This window comes from Winogradskyella sp. HB-48 (genome assembly GCF_049942685.1).
Classification (GTDB): domain Bacteria; phylum Bacteroidota; class Bacteroidia; order Flavobacteriales; family Flavobacteriaceae; genus Winogradskyella.
In genome coordinates this window covers 2,147,483-2,167,734 of the sequence record NZ_CP187934.1, presented here as the reverse complement: position 1 = coordinate 2,167,734, position 20,252 = coordinate 2,147,483, and the positions used below count along the sequence as shown (strand labels likewise).

15 protein-coding genes are annotated in these 20,252 nt (G+C 35.4%); 6 read left to right on the top strand and 9 right to left on the bottom strand.

Going from position 1 to position 20,252, the window contains the following annotated elements; all coding sequences use genetic code 11:
• Window position 1 precedes the first annotated feature (1 nt).
• On the bottom strand, window positions 2-5,203 hold the full coding sequence (locus ACPX19_RS09770; RefSeq protein ID WP_426429819.1) for a T9SS type A sorting domain-containing protein: 5,202 nt from the start codon (window positions 5,201-5,203) through the stop codon (window positions 2-4).
• 631 nt (window positions 5,204-5,834) lie between these two features.
• Entirely contained in the window at window positions 5,835-6,686 is an 852-nt protein-coding gene (locus tag ACPX19_RS09765) for a T9SS type A sorting domain-containing protein (protein WP_426429818.1), read from the bottom strand.
• A 237-nt stretch (window positions 6,687-6,923) separates the two neighbouring features.
• Here ACPX19_RS09765 and ACPX19_RS09760 point away from each other — a divergent pair, with 237 nt between their 5' ends.
• Window positions 6,924-7,523, top strand: a complete 600-nt coding sequence (locus ACPX19_RS09760; protein WP_426429817.1) for a YdeI/OmpD-associated family protein — start codon at window positions 6,924-6,926, stop codon at window positions 7,521-7,523.
• A 69-nt stretch (window positions 7,524-7,592) separates the two neighbouring features.
• On the opposite strand, the gene yajC is transcribed toward ACPX19_RS09760, so the two are convergent.
• The 4 genes from yajC to ACPX19_RS09740 form a co-directional block, all read right to left on the bottom strand.
• Complete coding sequence (gene yajC / locus ACPX19_RS09755) at window positions 7,593-7,877, bottom strand: preprotein translocase subunit YajC (protein ID WP_426429816.1); 285 nt, start codon at window positions 7,875-7,877, stop codon at window positions 7,593-7,595.
• 9 nt (window positions 7,878-7,886) lie between these two features.
• On the bottom strand, window positions 7,887-8,435 hold the full coding sequence (locus ACPX19_RS09750; protein WP_426429815.1) for a DUF1573 domain-containing protein: 549 nt from the start codon (window positions 8,433-8,435) through the stop codon (window positions 7,887-7,889).
• 124 nt (window positions 8,436-8,559) lie between these two features.
• Complete coding sequence (nusB, locus tag ACPX19_RS09745; protein WP_426429814.1) at window positions 8,560-9,471, bottom strand: transcription antitermination factor NusB; 912 nt, start codon at window positions 9,469-9,471, stop codon at window positions 8,560-8,562.
• A gap of 124 nt (window positions 9,472-9,595) precedes the next feature.
• Window positions 9,596-10,699 carry a Glu/Leu/Phe/Val family dehydrogenase gene (locus ACPX19_RS09740; RefSeq protein WP_426429813.1) on the bottom strand — a complete coding sequence of 368 codons (1,104 nt, stop codon included), beginning with the start codon at window positions 10,697-10,699 and terminating at the stop codon, window positions 9,596-9,598.
• 133 nt (window positions 10,700-10,832) lie between these two features.
• Between ACPX19_RS09740 and ACPX19_RS09735 the strand changes: the two genes are divergently transcribed.
• The 3 genes from ACPX19_RS09735 to ACPX19_RS09725 all read left to right on the top strand — a co-directional run bounded on the left by ACPX19_RS09735 (window position 10,833) and on the right by ACPX19_RS09725 (window position 15,637).
• A complete protein-coding gene (locus ACPX19_RS09735) occupies window positions 10,833-12,590 on the top strand; it encodes an ABC transporter ATP-binding protein (RefSeq protein WP_426429812.1) in 1,758 nt (585 codons plus the stop codon).
• Window positions 12,591-12,651: 61 nt separating this feature from the next.
• Window positions 12,652-13,041, top strand: coding sequence for a PUR family DNA/RNA-binding protein (locus ACPX19_RS09730; RefSeq protein ID WP_426429811.1), 390 nt, complete (start codon window positions 12,652-12,654; stop codon window positions 13,039-13,041).
• An 85-nt stretch (window positions 13,042-13,126) separates the two neighbouring features.
• Complete coding sequence (locus ACPX19_RS09725; protein ID WP_426429810.1) at window positions 13,127-15,637, top strand: M14 family zinc carboxypeptidase; 2,511 nt, start codon at window positions 13,127-13,129, stop codon at window positions 15,635-15,637.
• Between the two features lie 42 nt (window positions 15,638-15,679).
• On the opposite strand, the gene ACPX19_RS09720 is transcribed toward ACPX19_RS09725, so the two are convergent.
• Window positions 15,680-16,021, bottom strand: a complete 342-nt coding sequence (locus ACPX19_RS09720; RefSeq protein ID WP_426429809.1) for a tRNA-binding protein — start codon at window positions 16,019-16,021, stop codon at window positions 15,680-15,682.
• A gap of 95 nt (window positions 16,022-16,116) precedes the next feature.
• Between ACPX19_RS09720 and ACPX19_RS09715 the strand changes: the two genes are divergently transcribed.
• Both ACPX19_RS09715 and ACPX19_RS09710 read left to right on the top strand, forming a co-directional pair.
• Window positions 16,117-16,671 (top strand): thioredoxin family protein, encoded by a 555-nt coding sequence (locus ACPX19_RS09715; protein ID WP_426429808.1) that lies wholly within the window; start codon window positions 16,117-16,119, stop codon window positions 16,669-16,671.
• Window positions 16,668-17,192, top strand: a complete 525-nt coding sequence (locus tag ACPX19_RS09710; RefSeq protein WP_426429807.1) for a GNAT family N-acetyltransferase — start codon at window positions 16,668-16,670, stop codon at window positions 17,190-17,192. The genes ACPX19_RS09715 and ACPX19_RS09710 overlap by 4 nt, the downstream gene beginning before the upstream one ends.
• A 74-nt stretch (window positions 17,193-17,266) precedes the next feature.
• Here the strand turns inward: ACPX19_RS09710 and ACPX19_RS09705 are convergent, their stop codons facing one another.
• Together ACPX19_RS09705 and ACPX19_RS09700 are read right to left on the bottom strand one after the other, a co-directional pair.
• Window positions 17,267-17,995 (bottom strand): energy transducer TonB, encoded by a 729-nt coding sequence (locus tag ACPX19_RS09705; RefSeq protein WP_426429806.1) that lies wholly within the window; start codon window positions 17,993-17,995, stop codon window positions 17,267-17,269.
• Window positions 17,996-18,087: 92 nt separating this feature from the next.
• Entirely contained in the window at window positions 18,088-20,238 is a 2,151-nt protein-coding gene (locus ACPX19_RS09700; protein WP_426429805.1) for a TonB-dependent receptor, read from the bottom strand.
• Between the last annotated feature and the right edge of the window lie 14 nt (window positions 20,239-20,252).

Here is a 20,252-nt window from a genome sequence, read left to right as displayed (position 1 = left end):
ATTAATTAATAATTAACTTCTTAGTTGTTGTTCTACCCTTAGAACTCAACTCTACAAAATAGGTTCCCATACTGAATTCAGAACCAGCTTCTACTGTAATTCTGCTACCAGCATTGAATCCTGTTTCGTTATATAATCTAGTACCTAAAACATCATAGATAGTAATTTCTAAGTCATCCATTCCTAATGGAACATTTAAATAGAATTTACCAATATTAGTTGGATTAGGATAAAGCTTAACACTGTCTAAGCCAAAGCTACCAGTTGATAAAGTCGACTGGAAGAACACAACTTTAAAGCGATTATTAGCAATTGAAGATGTAATACCAGCATCTACAGAATAGCTATAGTTAACAGAACCTGTCTGAGGAATCTCAGTATAAGTACCTGTATAATCATCATATAAATAAGGTGTTACACCTTCTATTGATATACCTTCAGCTACAATTGTATAATTTGTACTTCTATAAGTATTAATTTCCAATTGAATTTCTTCTGTTTCCTGTGGCATTGCTCTGTTTTCAATACTTAGCAATTCACCGTTATTACTAGTTGCAAAATTCTCGTCTAAGTTTGAAATACTCAATGCATCATTAGCGTCTATACCATTATTTCCATTAGCGCCAAATAATATTAACACACCATCAGTAGCTGTGTCGTTATTTGCAAATGCACTACTTTCATATAAAGATAAACGTAATTGACTTAGGCTTGTACTTCCGTCATTATCAGTAAACGTCGAAGTTTCGAAACCAGAATTATTCTTACTAGTTTGATCAAATATTACAGACGACTGTCCTACACCAGCTGTGTAAACCCAACCAGCTTGTCCAGCTTGTAAATATTGATTAGCATCAGAACTAGCCGTTGAGGCAGTTCCTGTTGCAGCCATAATAGCTGTGTAAGCACCTCTAGTACCTAACGTTGGATCCCAAACCCAATAGAAATTAGGATTAATGTTCATTGATCCTGTCGTTAATACCGTATTCATATCAACTTGTGACTGGAATGGATTACCTACAGCAATAAAGCGTTGCTCCGGTACGTTTACGGAAATCATATGAGATCCTACATTTTCTGCTGTTAACTCACCTTTAGCACGTAATGTGGTTTCAGATGGTGTAGCATTATTATCACCTAAATCCGTATTTCTGTCACCTCTTATCAAAATATGATACATGGTACCAGGAATTAGATTAGTTGCGTTGGTATTGGCCAACTCTACATATTCATAGGCAACATTATCAAAGATATACGCTGACGGGTTACCCGTAAAGGTGACATCAAATCCATCTGTATTCCCTGCAGGTCCAGTAATATGAGTGTCCTGTTGCCAGTTTTCAGATATTGGTGTACTCGTTGTAACTGGTGTACCCAATTGGCGATAGGCTCTCTTAGCAGGTATATAACGTTCTACCGTGAAATCTCCCATAAACATTCCTACACCTGAGCCTATATAGGCAGATCCTGTGGCATCAGACTCAAAAGTTACTGTACCTTCAGTTGTTATGACACCATCATTTACAATCTCTACATTAGGTCTCACATTTATTGAAGCAAAATCATCTACAAATATGGTAGAACATTCAGCTATATAAAGGTCTTGACCCAAGGTTAATACTGGATAGTTAGGCAAGTCTGACGGAAGATTTACATTAGCATATACCATCAATCCAGGTGCTTCACTATTTTCCCAGTTACCCATATTTTCCCAATTAGTGTCTTCCGCACCTGTCCATGTTAATTGTGGTAACGGACCAGCACATGGATCTGGTGTTTCACAAGTTACTGCTAAGGTGTAATCACCTGAGGATGAACCAGAGAATCCATCTACCCTAATGATATAGGTTGTTGTACCATCAGAAGTGAAAGTTAACTCAGATTGAAGACCACAAGAATCATCATTCGTTGCTACAACACTGCCATCGCAAGCATCAAACACAGTAAGGATCGTATCGAAAGAAGACCCACAAAGACTTAGGGTCACTTCTTCTCCGTTTGAAGTTCCTGACAACGAATAGAATACATCTGGCCCTGAATTGCCCCCACTATTGGTGGCATTCTCCGTTGACCCCATTACCGTATCACCACAAGCTATTGGTGTGGCATTTTCACAAAGATCATTATCTGGTGCTGGTTCTGGTGTTTCACAAGTCACAGACAAGGTATAATCACCTGAGTTAGAACTGTAGCCTTCTACCATGATGTAATAGTCTGTCGCTCCGTCCGATGTAAAGGTTACTTGGGAGCTGCTGCTGCTACATGCACTAAAGTTATCATCATTAAATGCTATTTGAGTTCCATCACAAGCATCAAATATTCTTATATAGGTATCAAATGACGAACCGCAAAGGCTAGCTGTAATCTCATCACCTGCTGCTGTACCCGATAATACATAAAATACATCTGGAGAAGGGTTGTTGCCCGAATCCGTTGCATTGGCCGTTGAACCTGTCACCATATCTCCACAGGCTATTGGCTCGGCATTAGCACAATCATCGTTATCTGGTGTTTCTAAAGGAGAGGTATATTCTACTGTTACCCACTCACTATAGATTCCATCACCACAGATTGCGCGAACCCAAATAAGAAGTGTCTGTCCTGGTGCATGCCCAACATTAGCAGTTGGTTCTGTTACAACAGTTGCTGGCTCAGGTTCCGTAGCATCAGGTTGAGACAATGCAAATTCCCAAGATGTTTCACTACCACCTGGTGCCCAAGTAAATGTAGTTACTGTCGGTGTTTGCGCTGTAGGAGCTAAATCAGTTGGTGCCGCACACTCTGGTGGTGGCACACATGTTACTGCTAAGGTATAATCGCCTGAAGCTGAACTAAAACCTTCCACCATGATGTAATAATCTGTCGTACCATCTGAAACGAAGGTAACTTGGGAACTACTGCTGTTACATGCTGTAAAATTATCGTCATTAGACGCAATTTGTGTTCCACCACAGGCATCAAAAACTCTTATAAATGTATCGAATGACGATCCACATAAGCTTGCCGTTACTTCCTCGCCTGCCACTGTGCCAGATAGTACATAAAATACATCTGTTGAAGAATTATTTCCTGAATCGGTCGCATTGGCTGTCGAGCCCATTACCGTATCACCACAGGCAATTATTTCCGCGTTAGCACAGTCATCGTTGTCTGGTGCTGGTATTGGACATGTAAAAGTAAAGTCCCCTAAACTTGAGTCACAAGCATCATCAGTAGCATCTACTGTCAACGTTACCGTGTCACCACTGTTGTAAGGTCCAGCTGTTACAGTTCCCACTACTACTGGATACGTGTTCGTTCCGTCGCTGATAACCGTTCCTGTATCTCCTGCATCGGATACCACGACCTCTACGTTGAACGTTCCAGTTCCATCTGGGTTACAGCTGTCCACTACAGTAGCACTGTCTATGGTTGGCTCCACGCACTCTGGTGGTGCTACACAGGTCACTGATAACGTGTAGTCACCTGATGCGCCTCCGCTAAACGTACTAAAGAAGCCTTCTACCAAGATAATATATGTTGTTGAACCATCTGAAGTAAACGTTACCTCTGATTGTAAACCACATGCATCATCATTGGATATTATTTCCGTTCCATCACAAGCATCTAATACTGTTATTATGGTATCGAATCCTGATCCACATAAACTCGCCGTAATCTCTTCTCCTGCTGATGTTCCAGCTAAGGAATAGAATACATCATTAGAATCATTACCTGCGGTATTGGTAGCATTGGTAGTCGATCCCATTACAGTATCACCACATGCAATTGCTGTAGCGTTGGCACAGTCATCATTATCTGGTGCTGGCAATGGACATGTAAACGTGAAGTCCCCTAGACTTGAATCACAGGCATCATCCGTAGCATCTATTGTCAACGTTACAGTATCTCCACTATTGTACGGTCCTGCAACTACAGTTCCTACAACTACTGGATAGGTGTTCGTTCCGTCGCTGATAACAGTTCCTGCATCTCCTGCATCGGATACCACGACCTCTACGTTGAAGGTTCCCGTTCCGTCTGGGTTACAGCTGTCAACTACTGTCGCACTGTCTATCGTTGGCTCCACGCACTCTGGTGGTGCTACACAGGTTACATTCATTGTATAGGCACCTCTATTGGTGCTGAAACCACTTACATATACATAATATGCTGTACCTGCCTCAGTAGTTACCGTAATTAATGATGTAGTACCGTCACCACCATCATCATCTCCATCCAAACAAGTTAAATCACCACATGCTCCTGTGTATACATAAATCTTGGTATCAAACGATGAACCTGATAGGTCAAACGTAGCTTCGCCACCATCTCCCATAAATGAGTACCAAACCCCACCATTTGATGAGCTTGGTGCTGAAGTTCCGCAATATGTCTGTCCTGGATCTGAAGTTGCTGTAGTTGTATCTCCCGTTACGGTATCACCGCATGCTATCATCTCCGCATCTGCACATAGATCATTATCCGGTGCTGGTTGTGGACATGTGAAGGTAAAGTTTCCTAATGAAGCATCACAAGCATCATCGACAGTATCTACCGTTAAGGTTACACTATCACCACTATTGTACGGTCCTGCTGTTACAGTTCCTACAACTACTGGGTATGTGTTTGTACCATCACTGATAACCGTTCCTGCATCTCCCGCATCGGATACCACAACCTCCACGTTGAAGGTTCCAGTTCCGTCTGGGTTACAGCTGTCAACTACTGTGGCGCTGTCTATCGTTGGTGCAACACATGTTGGTGCTGGTGCACAAGTAACGTCTGCGCTCCAGCCTGTTTCCTGAACTGAACTATCAGAATCAAAAACAAAAGTTATTGCACCAGATGCATCAGTAGATGTAAATGTATCACCTATAGAGAGTTGATTAGCGGCATTACCGGCCACACCACCATCACCACTTTCTTCGCCACAAAATTCGCCTATGAGCGGAAACGTATCGTCCGGACCGTCATAAACTCTTAACCAATCCCAACAACCAGCTGTTGCTGACCCTCTAGTTTCAATATCTACATAAGTGAAAGTTACACTTACTACATCGCCAGGGTTATCTGGCATAATGGTCGTTGTAGACAATTCGTTTGCAGCATAACCAGCAGCATCGCCGCCAGAGTCTAAAAACGTGTCACCGCATCCAACTTGTGCATTACCTTGCCAGCAACACATCAGCAAAAGGACGTATAAATAAATAATTTTTTTCATAAAATTTACTTTAAGTTAACTAATTAGGTTAGAAACTTCATTGGGACTGTTAGTACATCTATGATGAATTGAATTTTAAGGAATGACTGCTCATAATGTAATGGTTAATTAATGTTAGTAATAGTTGATATTATACCAAAACATCCTAATAATAAGGACAGCAGTAAGTCGTTGTAGAAATATGGGCAACACTTTGTGTTATGCCTAAATCAAAAAAAGTAAACTTGTGTAGAGATTATTAGTTAAAACGTGCTGATATACATTTCGCAATTAACTAATAGTAGAAGCAAAATGTATGATAAACAAAAAAATTAAACTAATGAATAAATGTAATTATTGAAAACAAGTTTAGATAGTTAATGATTAATAGCACCTCAATGTAGTAAAAAAATATTTTCAATATTAAAGGAATGTTAAATAAATCGTTAAAATGTTAATATTTTCTTTTAACAGTATTTCATTATTTAACAAAAAGAATGAGATTATGATAATTCCAACATTAAACAATTAAAATAGAAGTAGTGTCTATTATTTTTTGACTTTTATCCAAAACAAAATCGATGATTATATGATTTCTTAAAGCTTGTCTATCTTTCCTAAGGTAATATTTAGAAACTTGTACAAATCCATGTCAAAAAACAACCAATTTCTTGACCATGTTTTTACCTTGAGAACTGAACTCTATAAAGTATGTACCTGCATTTAGCATATCATCAACAACAATGGTTATAGTACTTCCGCTAGCATATCCATTACCAGAGTACAATTTAGACCCAAGTATATTATATATTGAAACGTTAAGATCGTCCATACCCAATGGAATATTTATAAAGAACTTACCAAGGTTAGTTGGGTTTGGGTATAATGATATCCCCTCTAAATCACTTACATTGTTGGATAAGGTTTCAACATCAAAGACAATCTTAAAACGATTACCAGCAACTGACTCAGGAATACCTGAATTAATTGAATAGTCATAATTTATTATTCCATTTTGTGGAATTTCTGTACTTGTCCCTGTAAAATTATCGTATAAAAATGCAATAGCATACTGCATAGAGATACCTTCAGATACTATTGTATAGTTAATACTTCTGTAGGTATTAACCTCTAACTGGATTTCTTCTTGGTCTACTGGTGCTGCTCTAGTTTCTATACTCAACAAGACGCCATTGTTGTTTATCGAAAAATTTTCATCAAGATTTGGAATGTCTGGTGCATCACTAGCGTCAATCCCATTATTACCGTTAGTATCGAACAAAATCAAAACTCCATCGGCAGCACTTTCATTATTAGCTAAAGCACTACTCTCATATAATGATAATCGTAATTGTCCTAAGCTTGTTATTTCATTTACTTCTAACCCTGATGTAATTTCATAATTTCTATTTTCAAAATTCCTTGAGTCTTTTACATGAGTTTTAATATGAACAAATAGAAATAGGAAAGTGAATGTAAATATGCTATAATGTGAACTCTTCATTTTACCAAAATTAAATTATTGGTTGATTAAACATAAAATATGCCACAACACAACATTAAAATGAAAAAGTAGAAATTGCAGACATAGCAGACTTGTTAACGTAAACTTAATCAAAATTTACACATCTGCAAAAGCGATTTACTTTATATAATATTTAGCCAATAGAACTTAAAGTCTAAAGACACCTAACTGACAATATATAAAATGTAAATTTGAGTTCTAAAAACCTAATTAAAAATGAAAAAAGTCTCATCAGTTGAAGAATATATTGAGGTAAATGCACACTTTGCAGAAGAACTCTCTATTTTAAGAGAAATCATTAATTCAACTGAATTGGAAGAATCCATTAAATGGAATGCACCAACTTATACACTCAATGGTAAAAATGTTATTGGTTTAGGCGCCTTCAAAAATCATTTCGGTATTTGGTTTTTTCAGGGCGTATTTTTAAAAGATGAAGCCAATCTACTTGTAAATGCTCAAGAAAACAAAACCAAAGCTTTAAGACAAATGCGTTTTGAATCTATAGCTGACATTAATAAAAGTGCAGTTTTAAATTATGTGAAAGAGGCTATTGAAAATCAACGCTTAGGTAAAGAAATAATGCCTCAGCGAAACACAAAGCCAATAGCAATTCCAAAAGAATTGGAAAGTGAAATATCAAAAGACAAAGAGCTGAAACAAGCTTTTGAAAAACTATCTGCATCTTGTAAGCGCGAATATTGTGAGCATATATCAGAAGCCAAAAGAGAAGCTACAAAGATAAGACGCTTAGAAAAAATCATTCCAATGATATTGGAACAAAAAGGTTTACATGATAAATATAAAAATTGCTAATCTAATTTTGATAAAACAAAAAAAGCCACTCTATACAGAGTGGCTTTTTATATTTAATACCAACTTAATTTATTTTGCTGGTGCGTTTAACTTTTTACTCATTTCCATTGAAATAGCAGAGCGATCAAACTTAATTTTACCAGCTAACGTTTCTATAACGCAACTGTTATCCTTATCGTTTAGCTCTACAACTTTGCCATGCATTCCGCTTTTAGTAATCACACGATCACCACGCTTTAACTCATTGGCAAATTTTTTCTCTTGTTTTGCTCTCTTCATCTGTGGTGCAATCATAAAGAAATACATCACGGCAAAAATGGCAATGAATGGTAAAAAAGAACCTAAATTTTCCATTACAATAAATTAGTCGTGGTTATGCCCTTCGTGACCAGGCTTAGTAGATGTTTTAGCATTAAGCATTGGGTTAGTTGGCGTTGCCGGATTCTGAGCTGCTGCTTTTTGAGCCGCTTCAGGATTATTAACCATTGCTGTAATTTTAACAACCTCTGTTCCTTTTTCTGTATTAGCAGTAATTGTTAAAGACTTAGATACTTTACCATTTCCCTTACCGTTAAACTTAACTGTAAATTCACCTGTTTCACCTGGGGCAACTTCTCTAGTATAGTTAGATGGTACAGTACAGCCACAAGTACTCTTAATGTTGCTTACTACAAGCATAGAGTTTCCTTTGTTTGTGTATTTAAAAACGGTTTCCACTGGAGTTCCGTTTTCAATAGTACCAAAGTCATGTTCCATTTTGTCTAATTCCATTATTGGAAAATTACCCGCATTGGCATCTCTCTCTGCGGCAACAGCAACATTTTCTGAATTTACTTTACTTGCAGCATCATCTTTACAAGAAGTAAAAGCTACCATGCATAATGCACCTAATCCTAAGATAATCTTTTTCATTACTTATATTTTAATTAATTATTATTTGTTATCTAAGTTGCCAAAGGTAATAATTATTCCCAGCAATTAAAACTTTTTAGAATGTCCTTAACAGGTTTATAAAAGAAAGATACTATACAACCTCTTACATTAGACCTCTTCCAGTTTTAGGATGCAGGTTTTTTGATTGATATTCTTTGACAATCTTATCTAATATACCATTTATAAATAAGCTACTCTTTGGTGTAGAATATTCCTTAGCAATTTCTAGGTATTCGTTAATGGTTACTTTATGAGGAATGGATGGGAATTTTTGAAATTCGCACAATGCCATTTTCAATAGTAGACCATCTAAACTTGCCAAACGTTCCGTATCCCAATTTGTGGTTTTTTTTGCTATTTCTTCAGAGAATTTAGAGTTATTGAGTATCGTTTTTTTGAACAATTCTTTTGCAAATTCTTTATCGTCTTCATCTTTGTATAAATCTGGCAATAACTTAGTCTCAGGTGAGGTGAGTTTTATTTTGCCCAACACTTTTATAAGCACAGTGTTTACAACAGGAAAGTCGTCTACCCAGGTCAATTTTTTATCTTCAAAATAATCATAAAGCTTATCGTTAGGAGCTATGATTTCTGTGTAGATATCAATAATAAACTCCTTATCTGCTTTTAATCCTGTTTCAGTATCACTTATATATTCATTATACAACTTACTTTTCTTTATGTCCTCAAAAAGTATATCCACATACTCAAAATCGAGATCCCAAAAATTCAATTTCCGTTTTGTGATAATATCTTGTAACATTTTATTATTGCTGATAATGTTTAGCAATAAATTATCCTGAAACTTGGTATTTGGATTTCTATCGGAGTCAGAACCTAAAAGCTTCTTTTGAAGTTTTTCATTATAATCTTTACTCTTTTTGTGTAATTCTGTGAGCAAAGCCAATATAGAGAGATATAAGTCTAACATGCTATCTAAACTGTGCATTAAAAACTTTTCGTCTTTTGCCAAATCATCACTCTCGTTACCTTTAAAAGCATACAATGATTGCATTACTTTTATCCTGATGTGTCTTCTGTTGAGCATGTATAAAGAACTGCTTTATATAGGTTACTAAAAAAGGTGAATCGCACTTGATTCACCTTGCAAAAATACTATTATTTAATTCTGAAAAAAATTATTTAGAATTTTCTCTTTTACGAGTTTCTATGCGCTCTCTGGCTATGTTTAATGCTGCTGTGTGCGTTGTAATATTATTTACTTTAGCATTATCTAATATTTCTAGCGTAGTATTATAGATATTTTCAGTTTTACGCATTATTTCCTGTCTATCATAGTTTTCCAACTCTGCATAGACGTTTATAATTCCGCCTGCATTAATTAAAAAATCTGGTGCATATACTATACCCCTTTCCTGTAAAATTCTACCGTGTTTATTCTCTTCAGCTAACTGATTATTTGCAGCACCTGCGATAATGTCTGCTTGTATTCTATCAATTGTATCATCATTGATAGTAGCTCCTAAAGCACAAGGTGCATAAATATCCATAGGCTCACTGTAAATATCATTACCACCATATATGGTCACACCATACTTAGAACGTATTTCTTCCAATCGCTGTTGATTGATATCTGCAATAGTCACTTTTGCGCCTTCATTGACCAAATGTTCAACCAAAGCTTCTCCAACATGACCAATACCTTGTACATAAACCGATTTGTCTTCTAAAACATCAGAACCATACTTGAATTTGGCAGCAGCTTTCATACCCATAAATACTCCATAAGCAGTGATTGGCGAAGGATTACCTGCACCACCTTTACTTTCAGAAATACCTGTAACATATGGCGTCACTTCTCTTACGGTATCCATATCTTCAGTTGTCATACCTACATCTTCTGCAGTAATATATTTTCCGCTTAAAGAGTCAACAAATTCACCAAAACGACGCATAAGTTCAGGTGTTTTTTGAGTTTTGGCATCACCTATAATTACAGCTTTACCACCACCTAGATTTAATCCAGTAATAGCAGATTTAAAGGTCATACCGCGCGATAGGCGTAATACATCATTAAGTGCTTCCCACTCGTTATTATAATCCCACATTCTGGTACCTCCCAAAGCAGGACCTAAAACAGTATTGTGTATGCCTATTATAGCTTTTAAACCAGTATCTTTGTCGTTACAGAAAACGATTTGTTCATGGTCATCAAATGAAACTTGACCAAACACAGGGTCTGCTTTTGCAAGTTCCTTAGAACTTATTAATTCTGAAGTCATTATTGATTTAGATTTAAGGCTGTTTGAAAATAATTTAAAAACAGCGTGCAAAAATAAATTATAAATAGAGGATTAGCAAAATATTAACGTCAAAATCAGATTATCATAATACTTTTGACTGACCAAATGCAGCATGAAGGCACTAAAACACTTAAATAAATATTTTTATAAATATAGATATCAACTAATCATTGGTGTAATAATTACCATAGTTTCTAAGATATTTGTCATGTTCACACCGCGTTTTGTAGGTGATTCCATTAATATAATCTCAGATAAGCTAGACGGTAAAATCACCTATGAGGTTTTTAAGAATGACCTTATAACTAATGTTTTATTAATTATTGGCGCAGCCATTATAGCTGGTTTGTTTACATTTTTGATGCGACAAACCATAATAAATGTATCAAGATATGTTGAATACGATTTAAAAAACGAAATATATCAACACTACCAAGTTCTATCTTTAAATTTTTATAAATCCAACCGAACAGGAGATTTAATGAACCGCATTAGTGAAGATGTAAGCAAGGTACGTGAATATGTTGGACCAGCTTTAATGTACACCATCAACACACTAACTTTATTTACCGTAGCAATTATATATATGGTAAATACAGCTCCTAAACTAACATTGTATACACTTTTGCCGTTACCGATATTATCGGTTTCTATCTACAAATTAAGCAGACTTATAAATAAACGTAGCACGATTGTACAACAATCCTTATCTACATTATCTACTTATGCACAAGAAACCTTTAGTGGGATTTCGGTTATAAAGTCTTATGGGATAGAACCAAAAACTAATTCTGAATTTGAAGGACTATCTGTAGAGAACAGACAAAAGCAAATAAACCTAACCAAAGTACAGGCACTATTCTTCCCTTTAATGATTTTATTGATTGGAGTCAGCAACCTCATTGTCATATATGTTGGCGGAATGCAATATATGAATGGCGAGATTGAACATATTGGTACCATAGCAGAGTTTATCATATATGTAAATATGCTCACCTGGCCTGTTGCTACAGTTGGTTGGGTTACATCTTTAGTACAACAAGCAGAGGCGTCTCAAGAACGTATTAATGAGTTTCTAAAAACTGAACCTGAAATCAAGAATAAAGTCACCAAACCTACACCTATCAAAGGAGATATTGAATTTAAGAACGTTTCCTTTGTGTATCCAGATACCAATATCGAAGCTTTAAAGGATGTTAGTTTTAAATTAAGGTCTGGCGAAACATTAGCTATATTAGGCAAAACAGGTTCGGGCAAGTCTACAATCCTGGACCTTATTGGCAGACTTTATGATATTGATAATGGGAGCATTTTAGTAGACAATAAAAAAATATCAGAGCTCAACTTATATAACCTAAGAGAGAGTATCGGTTATGTGCCTCAAGATGCATTTTTGTTTTCGGACACCATAAAAAACAATATAAAATTTGGTAAAGAAAATGCAACTGATGAAGAAGTCATTGAGGTGGCCAAAGATGCTAAAGTTCATAAAAATATTATTGGCTTTAGTAAAGGTTATGATACTGTTTTAGGTGAGCGAGGTATAACGCTGTCTGGTGGACAAAAGCAACGTGTATCGATTGCGAGAGCTATTATTAAAAAGCCTGAAATCCTTTTGTTTGATGATTGTCTATCTGCTGTAGATACTGAGACCGAAGAAAAAATTCTTAAAAATTTAGTAAGATTAACCAAAGACAAAACCACTATTATTGTGAGTCACCGCGTATCTTCCGCAAAAAATGCAGATCAAATTATTGTGCTAGAGGATGGTAAAGTTATACAGACTGGAAATCATGAAGACCTTATTAGTGTTCAAGGATATTATAAGGAACTCTACACAAAACAACTCTCAGAAAAAGAAATACAATAAATTATTTGCCAGTTTACTTTTTTTTTAGATTTTTGAGTTAAAATTAAAAAAAGATTGATTTATGAGCGATTATGAAATGACGGATAAAGAAGAAATTTATTCTAAAGTACTACGCGCAGGAAGACGAACTTATTTCTTTGACGTTAGAGCAACTAAAGCAGATGATTACTACCTAACCATTACCGAAAGTAAAAAATTCACAAACGACGACGGCTCTTACCATTACAAAAAGCACAAAATTTATTTATACAAAGAAGATTTTTCTGAGTTTAATGAGATTTTAGCCGAAATGACCGATTACATTATCAACGAAAAAGGAGAAGAGGTAATTAGCGAGCGTCATCAAAAGGATTTTAAACGAGAAGATGACTTCGAGACACAAGAAGCTAAAATATCAGGAGACTTAAACGGAACCGATAGTTTTACAGACATAAGTTTCGACGATATTTAGAATTAACTACTGTTAAATTATAATTAACCCTGACAAATTTTAGTCAGGGTTTTTTATTTTTAGGGTTTAACCAACTTTATAAACCATGCAGCGCATAGCTTTATTTTTCCTTTTATTTTTCTCTCTTTTCTTTTCACAATCCCAAACAGACTTATCCTATTACCTTCCTGAAGATATAGAATATAATACCAATATTCCAACACCAAAAAGTATAATTGGACACGAAGTTGGTGAGTGGCACATTACACACGACAAACTTGTGCAGTATATGCGAGAGCTTGCCGAAGTTTCGAATCGTATCACAATTGAAGACAGAGGGCAAACTTTTGAAGGTAGACCGTTAATTTTATTAACCATTACTTCACCAACTAATCATTCTAATTTAAATAACATTAAACAGCAACATATAGAAGCCACGGAAACAGATAATACAAACATTAGCAACAGACCAATAATTGTTTACCAAGGGTTTTCTATACATGGTAATGAGCCAAGTGGTTCTAATGCTGCATTAGCTTTGGCGTATTATCTCGCAGCTGCAGAAGGCTCTGAAATTGAAAACCTACTCAACAATGCAGTTATTCTATTTGACCCATCTTTAAACCCAGATGGATTACAACGTTTTGCATATTGGGCAAACACCAATCGTGGTATGAATCTCAACGCAGATCCAAACGATAGAGAATTTAATGAAGTTTGGCCAGGTGGACGCACCAATCACTACTGGTTCGATATGAATAGGGATTGGCTACCAGTACAGTTGCCAGAATCCAGGGTTCGTATAAAAACCTTTCACGATTGGTTACCAAATATTTTAACCGATCATCATGAAATGGGCACTAATGCTAGCTTCTTTTTTCAACCTGGTATTCCTTCGCGTACGCATCCATTAACCCCAAAAATGAATCAAGAGTTGACTAAAGGGATTGCCAAATACCATGCAAATGCTCTTGACAAAATTGGCTCTTTATACTATTCCGAAGAAAACTTTGACGATTTTTATTATGGTAAAGGCTCTACTTTTCCTGACATAAATGGTGGAGTTGGAATTTTATTTGAACAAGCCAGTTCTCGTGGTCATGTACAAGAAAGTGACAACGGACTCCTCACCTTCCCATTTACGATTAGAAACCAATTTACTGCTGCTCTGTCCACTCTTGAAGCCGCCAATGGTATGAGAGAAGATATCTTAAAATATCAACATGATTTTTATAAAAATGCACGAAAGGAAGCTTCAAGAGAAGGAGACAAAGCCATCATTTTTGGTGATGAAAAAGATGCTGCTAAAACCTATCATTTGGCAGAAATATTAAAACGTCATAAAATAAAGATTCTTCACCTAAAATCTGATGTTTCGTTGGATGGCAAAACCTATAAAAAAGGCCATAGTTACATCGTTCCTAAAAATCAAAAGAACATACGCTTAATCAATGCTATATTTGAGAAACGAACGACGTTTCAAGATAGCTTATTTTATGACATTTCTGCTTGGACATTCCCACTGGCTTTTAATCTAGATTATACCGAAACTAATATGGCATATGCCAGTGATGTAGTTACAGAATTAGCACATCACAAAGGTGGATTATCTTCAAAAAGTGAATATGCTTACCTATTTCCTTGGAATGAATATTATGCACCAAAATTATTACATAGTATTCTTAAAAAAGGCTTACGTGCCAAAGTAAGCATGAAAAACTTTAAAGCTAATGGTAAATCTTACGATTATGGTACTATCATGATTCCTGTACAAAATCAAGATATGTATTCTTCGGAAATCTATACATTTTTAAACGAAGCTGCCCAAGAAAGTTATATTACAATAGATGCTGTATCTACAGGTTTGAACGAAGGCATAGATCTTGGCAGTCGAAATTTTAGAGCTTTAGAACTGCCTAAAATTGCACTATTGGTTGGAGATGGTGTTACATCCTATGATGCAGGTGAAATTTGGCATTTGCTCGATACCAGATATGATATTGTGCCAACAAAACTAGATACAAAAAACTTCGGTAGAGCAGATTTAAGCCGATACAATACCATTATTATGGTAAATTCTAATTCAGCATTAGATGAAGGGAACACTAAAAAGCTAAAACAATGGATACAGGATGGAGGCTCACTTATTGCTTACCAAAACACGCTAAGATGGTTGAATTCAAAAGAATTATTGAAAATAAATTTCAAGAAAAAAAACAGTTTAAAAGCAAAAAACATAAGTTTTGAAGAGCGCAGCGATTTTAGAGGAGCACAGGTTATTGGTGGAGCTATTTTTGAAACAAAACTGGACAGATCTCACCCAATTAATTTTGGATATAAAAATGATAAATTGGCTATGTTCAGAAATACAACCTTGTTTATAAACCCAAATAAAAACAGTTACGAAAATCCAATTCAATACACGGAAAACCCTTTACTGAGCGGTTATATTTCTGAAGAAAACTTAGACAGCTTAAAATTATCTATTCCTTTTACAACAGGAAGAATCGGCAGAGGAAAAATCATAGCTTTTACGGATAATACCAATTTTAGAGCCTTTTGGTACGGTACTAATAAATTACTGATGAATGCTATTTTCTTTAGGGATGAGATGTAGTGATTATTGAAAAATAGAAATTTCCAAACAATTACACAAAAATCACGATACTTGCGATCCATTTTTTACTTTGCTTTCTGGATGCAATAAGAACACGTCTTTCTCTTTTACAGCACCTACTACAAGACATTCGCTCATAAAATTGGCAATTTGCTTTTTAGGAAAATTGACCACAGCAATAATCTGACGATTTTCTAAATCTTCCTTTTTGTATTGCGTTGTAATCTGTGCCGAAGATTTTCTAATACCTAAGTCACCGAAATCTATTGTAAGTTGATAGGCTGATTTTTTTGCGTTAGGAAAATCATTGACTTTAATAATGGTTCCTACCCTTAAATCTACCTTTGTAAAGTCCTCAAATGTTATTATATTATCTTTTGTCATGCTGAACTTGTTTGGCTTCGCCGAATCTTAGATTTCAGTATCTTTAAAGCGCTAAATAAAACTCATTAAACGAACCCTAAAATACAAAAAATATAATGGCACTAACACCTTCAAATATGTTGCCTTTGGGCACAATAGCTCCTGACTTTAATTTAATCGATACTAAGGACAATCAAATAAAGTCACTAACCGAACTTAAAGGTAACAAAGGTACATTGGTAATGTTTATCTGTAACCACTGCCCTTTTGTAATTCATGTTAATGAAGAGTTAGTAAAATTAGCTAATGATTATAAATCTAGGGAAATTAATTGTATTGCTATTTCTAGTAATGATGTAGAAAATTATCCGCAAGATGGTCCAGAAAAAATGAAAATTCATGCTAAAGAAAACCACTACCCTTTTCCTTATTTATATGATGAAACACAAGAGGTGGCAAAAGCTTATGACGCTGCCTGTACGCCAGACTTTTTCTTGTTTGATGATGATTTAAAATTAGTGTATGCTGGACAGTTAGATGGATCTAGACCAGGAAACGATATTCCGGTAAATGGCAAAGATTTAAGAGCTGCTATGGATGCACTTTTAAATAATGAAACTATTAGTCCAGACCAAAAACCTAGTATGGGTTGTAATATTAAGTGGAAATGAACCTTAAAATAGAAACCAAAAGTCTCTACCTTAGACCTATCAACGAAAATGACGATAAAGACTTCTTTGAACTAGACTCTAACCCTAAAGTGCACGAGTTTTTGGGAAACAATCCTGTAACATCCGTAGAACAATCTCGCGGATATATTAAAAGTATTTTACAGCAGTACAAAGATTATGGAGTTGGTCGTTTGGCAATGATAAAAAAAGACACTGGTGAATTTATAGGTTGGTCTGGACTAAAATTTGAACGTGAAGTACGCAAAGATTTCGATTATTACGATTTAGGCTATAGACTTAAGGAAAAATTTTGGGGACACGGTTATGCCACTGAAGCTACAATTGCAGCTTTAAATTATGGTTTTAATGATTTGAAATTAAAAGAAATTTGTGCTGCTGCTTATGTAAAACATAAGGTTTCAAACATAATTCTCGAAAAAATAGGCTTGGAACACTCAGGTACTTTCAATTACGACAATGAACTTTGTAATTGGTATACTTTAAAAAATCCAAATCTATAAATAACAGAACCCCTTCGGAAGAAGAGGTTCTGCAATCAATCAAAAATTTGTCTAAACCATATAATGAATTTAATCTATTGTTCTTGCAATTTGAAGTTAATCGGTATACTGTAAGGAACACCTACTGGTTTGTTACGTTGTTTGCCAGGTTCCATTTTTGGTAGCAATCCAATAATACGTGCCGCTTCTGTTTCTAACAATTTATCAGGACCACGTGTTTGAATCTTAGCTACATTACCGTACTTATCAATTAAGAAGAATACAAATACTCTACCTTGTATATTAAGTTCTGCTGCTGCATCAGGATATCTAAAATGCTTTTGTAAGTGTTCTTGCATTTTTTCTTGGAAACAAGTCTTTAATTCGGCATTATTACCTTTACATCCTGGAAATTGAGGTACTCTTTCTATAACAGCGAATGGTACTTCCACATCTTCCTCAACATCTACTACTTCTACTTCTTCTACACTTACTACACGCTCTTCTATAATATCATCTTGTCCAACCTCTGAACTCTCTATAAACGTTTCCTCTACTTCTACAACATCTTCTACTACAGTTATAACTTGAGTAACCACTTGTTTTGGTGGTGGAGGTGGTGGAGGAATATTAATTGTTGTAATAGGAATTTCTTCTTCCAGTTGCTCTGTCAACATTAAGATATCAACCTTAGCACTCTCTGATTCGTAAGTCTTATGTTCTAATCCTAAGTATGTAAGGAGTAACATTACGTTTAAGCCAACAGCAAAATATAAACTGCTGTTTCGACCTACATTGGCTCTTGGGTTCTTCTTTAGTTCCATGACGTTTAATTTTATATTATAAAGTTACCCATCATAAAGCGTAAAACATATGACATTTGTCATGTTTGAACCAAACCCATTATTTTAACATTTTAAAGGTTATCTAACTGGTTATCTTTTCCATCCTCACTAATGGTCCAAAAGAAGCCTACAAAAAAGAACTGATCTGCTGCAGGCCTTAAGGCTCTTCGATTGAATTGTCCATTAATGTCTGCAGTGTTTGCATACTGATAACCATTTACATTATTAAACCCTAAAACATTATTTACTGAGAAGTACAATATTTTTTGCTGATCTAATAAATAGGCCCAATTGATACTGAGGCTATTGAACGGTTTTGTGCGTTCGCCTAAAAACTCATTGGTATTTGGATTGGTATATGGTCTTCCTGAAGAAAAGCCATAGCTAAGTCCTACTTGGCTTTTCCAACTATCTATCCAATATTTACCTACTATTGATAGATTGTGATTGGTTGCATATCCTGGCTGTGCAGAAGTTTCAAAATTTACATAATTACGCTCAGTATCTAAATACGAATAGCTTACCCAATAATCTAGATTTTTAATGCTGGTATTATCCCTCCAAAACACATCCAAACCTTGTGCATAACCATCTCCATTAGATGTATAGTTACTTTCAATAGAGGTAAATTCAGTATCAAACTTCACTAAGTTATCATAGTTTTTTCTATAAGCTTCTGCCCTGAAGATTTTACCATCATTAACATATTGATAGTTTAATATGTAGTGAGACGTTTTTTCTGCCCTTAAATCTTGATTAAACTTTAGTATTGAACTATTAGGGTTTTGATAAAAGTTACCATAAGCCAAAGACATCTGTCCATTTTTAGAGGTCTTGTAAGCTAAAGCCGCTCTTGGCGAAATATCCAAATCGTTAAATATTGAACTGTAATCCGCGCGCAATCCAGCTTTTAAAGCTAAATCCTTTGAAAAGATTAAATCCGCTTCTGCAAAACCTGCGGTTATATTGTTTTCATAACCATAAGCAACATCTATTGACTCCTCTTTAAAATCTTCATCAAATTCAGTGATAAACTGTTCTGCTCCAAAACTCAACTTAAATCTGCTGTTGAAACGTTTCTTCACTTTTAGTTTTACATGAGCCGAGTTTTCAGAATTTTCAATATCACTTGCCATGACTCCTATTTCATTTTTTGCATAGGTATAGCTTAATCCTGAACTCAAAGTCCAGTTATTTCCTAAAATACCTTTATATGATGTATTTAGATAGAAGTTGTTATTATTCAATTTAAAATCCAAGCCTTCTTCTAAATTAATATCTTCTTGTGTCAATTGAAATTTAGCGGTATCAAAAGCAGCATAAAATTTTAGTATGCCATTATTTAGACGATATCTATAAACCATTTCACCTTGCGCACCTTGGTAAGGTGTTTGCCAATCATTTCTGTCCTTAAAAACCGCTAAATAAGGTGCTAGGTTAATATACGTAGCATTAAAGCTCAATGAAGAGCGTTCCCATTTTTGGGTATTTCCTAAAACAGCACCAACGGTCATCAAACCTATATCTGTTTTTTCCTGAACTGGCTCATCAATTGTATTTAACAACAATACACTTGATAGCGCTTGACCAAATTCTGAAGAATAGCCACCTGTTGAAAACGTAATGCCGTCAAATAAAAATGGCGAATAACGTCCGCGTGTTGGAATATTATTGGTTGTAGGCGAATATGGTGTAAAAACCCTTATGCCATCAATAAAAATTTGGGTTTCATCGGCATTCCCTCCACGTACAAACAAACGTCCATCTTCAGCTACATTAGATGTTCCTGGCAGGGTTTGTAACGCACCTACAAAGTCTCCAAGCGCACTGGCTGTAGTTACCACATCAAGAGGTTTTAAAACCGAAACCTTGCTGTTGTCATTAGCTTCAAACGTGCCTGCGCTCAATACTACCGCGTCTAAGGATTCTACATCTTCCCTGAGAATAATACTAAGGTTAGTGAATTTTGAGACATCATTCACGATGGTTTTGGTTTCATATGATAAAAATGAAATCACCAAGGTTTGCGTTCCTGTTTCCTCTGTAGTGAACGAAAATTGTCCTTCTACATTTGATGTTGCTCCATCGTAAGTTCCATCTAGATAAATATTGGCTCCTTCAATAGGTTGATTTTTATTATCTAACACTTTTCCAGAAATTGTGGTTTGAGAATAGCTTAGGTTGATGAGACATAAAACTATTAGTGTAATTAACTTATTCATTTTTTGGTTGATTT

Excerpts from the sequence above, each read along its gene's own strand:
- ACPX19_RS09770 (WP_426429819.1), bottom strand. The coding sequence starts at position 5,203 with ATGAAAAAAATTATTTATTTATACGTCCTTTTGCTGATGTGTTGCTGG.
- ACPX19_RS09750 (WP_426429815.1), bottom strand. The coding sequence starts at position 8,435 with ATGAAAAAGATTATCTTAGGATTAGGTGCATTATGCATGGTAGCTTTT.
- nusB (WP_426429814.1), bottom strand. The coding sequence starts at position 9,471 with ATGCAATCATTGTATGCTTTTAAAGGTAACGAGAGTGATGATTTGGCA.
- ACPX19_RS09705 (WP_426429806.1), bottom strand. The coding sequence starts at position 17,995 with ATGGAACTAAAGAAGAACCCAAGAGCCAATGTAGGTCGAAACAGCAGT.
- ACPX19_RS09760 (WP_426429817.1), top strand. The coding sequence starts at position 6,924 with ATGAAAAAAGTCTCATCAGTTGAAGAATATATTGAGGTAAATGCACAC.
- ACPX19_RS09720 (WP_426429809.1), bottom strand. The coding sequence starts at position 16,021 with ATGACAAAAGATAATATAATAACATTTGAGGACTTTACAAAGGTAGAT.
- ACPX19_RS09725 (WP_426429810.1), top strand. The coding sequence starts at position 13,127 with ATGCAGCGCATAGCTTTATTTTTCCTTTTATTTTTCTCTCTTTTCTTT.
- ACPX19_RS09730 (WP_426429811.1), top strand. The coding sequence starts at position 12,652 with ATGAGCGATTATGAAATGACGGATAAAGAAGAAATTTATTCTAAAGTA.
- ACPX19_RS09765 (WP_426429818.1), bottom strand. The coding sequence starts at position 6,686 with ATGAAGAGTTCACATTATAGCATATTTACATTCACTTTCCTATTTCTA.
- ACPX19_RS09735 (WP_426429812.1), top strand. The coding sequence starts at position 10,833 with ATGAAGGCACTAAAACACTTAAATAAATATTTTTATAAATATAGATAT.
- ACPX19_RS09700 (WP_426429805.1), bottom strand. The coding sequence starts at position 20,238 with ATGAATAAGTTAATTACACTAATAGTTTTATGTCTCATCAACCTAAGC.
- ACPX19_RS09710 (WP_426429807.1), top strand. The coding sequence starts at position 16,668 with ATGAACCTTAAAATAGAAACCAAAAGTCTCTACCTTAGACCTATCAAC.
- yajC (WP_426429816.1), bottom strand. The coding sequence starts at position 7,877 with ATGGAAAATTTAGGTTCTTTTTTACCATTCATTGCCATTTTTGCCGTG.
- ACPX19_RS09715 (WP_426429808.1), top strand. The coding sequence starts at position 16,117 with ATGGCACTAACACCTTCAAATATGTTGCCTTTGGGCACAATAGCTCCT.
- ACPX19_RS09740 (WP_426429813.1), bottom strand. The coding sequence starts at position 10,699 with ATGACTTCAGAATTAATAAGTTCTAAGGAACTTGCAAAAGCAGACCCT.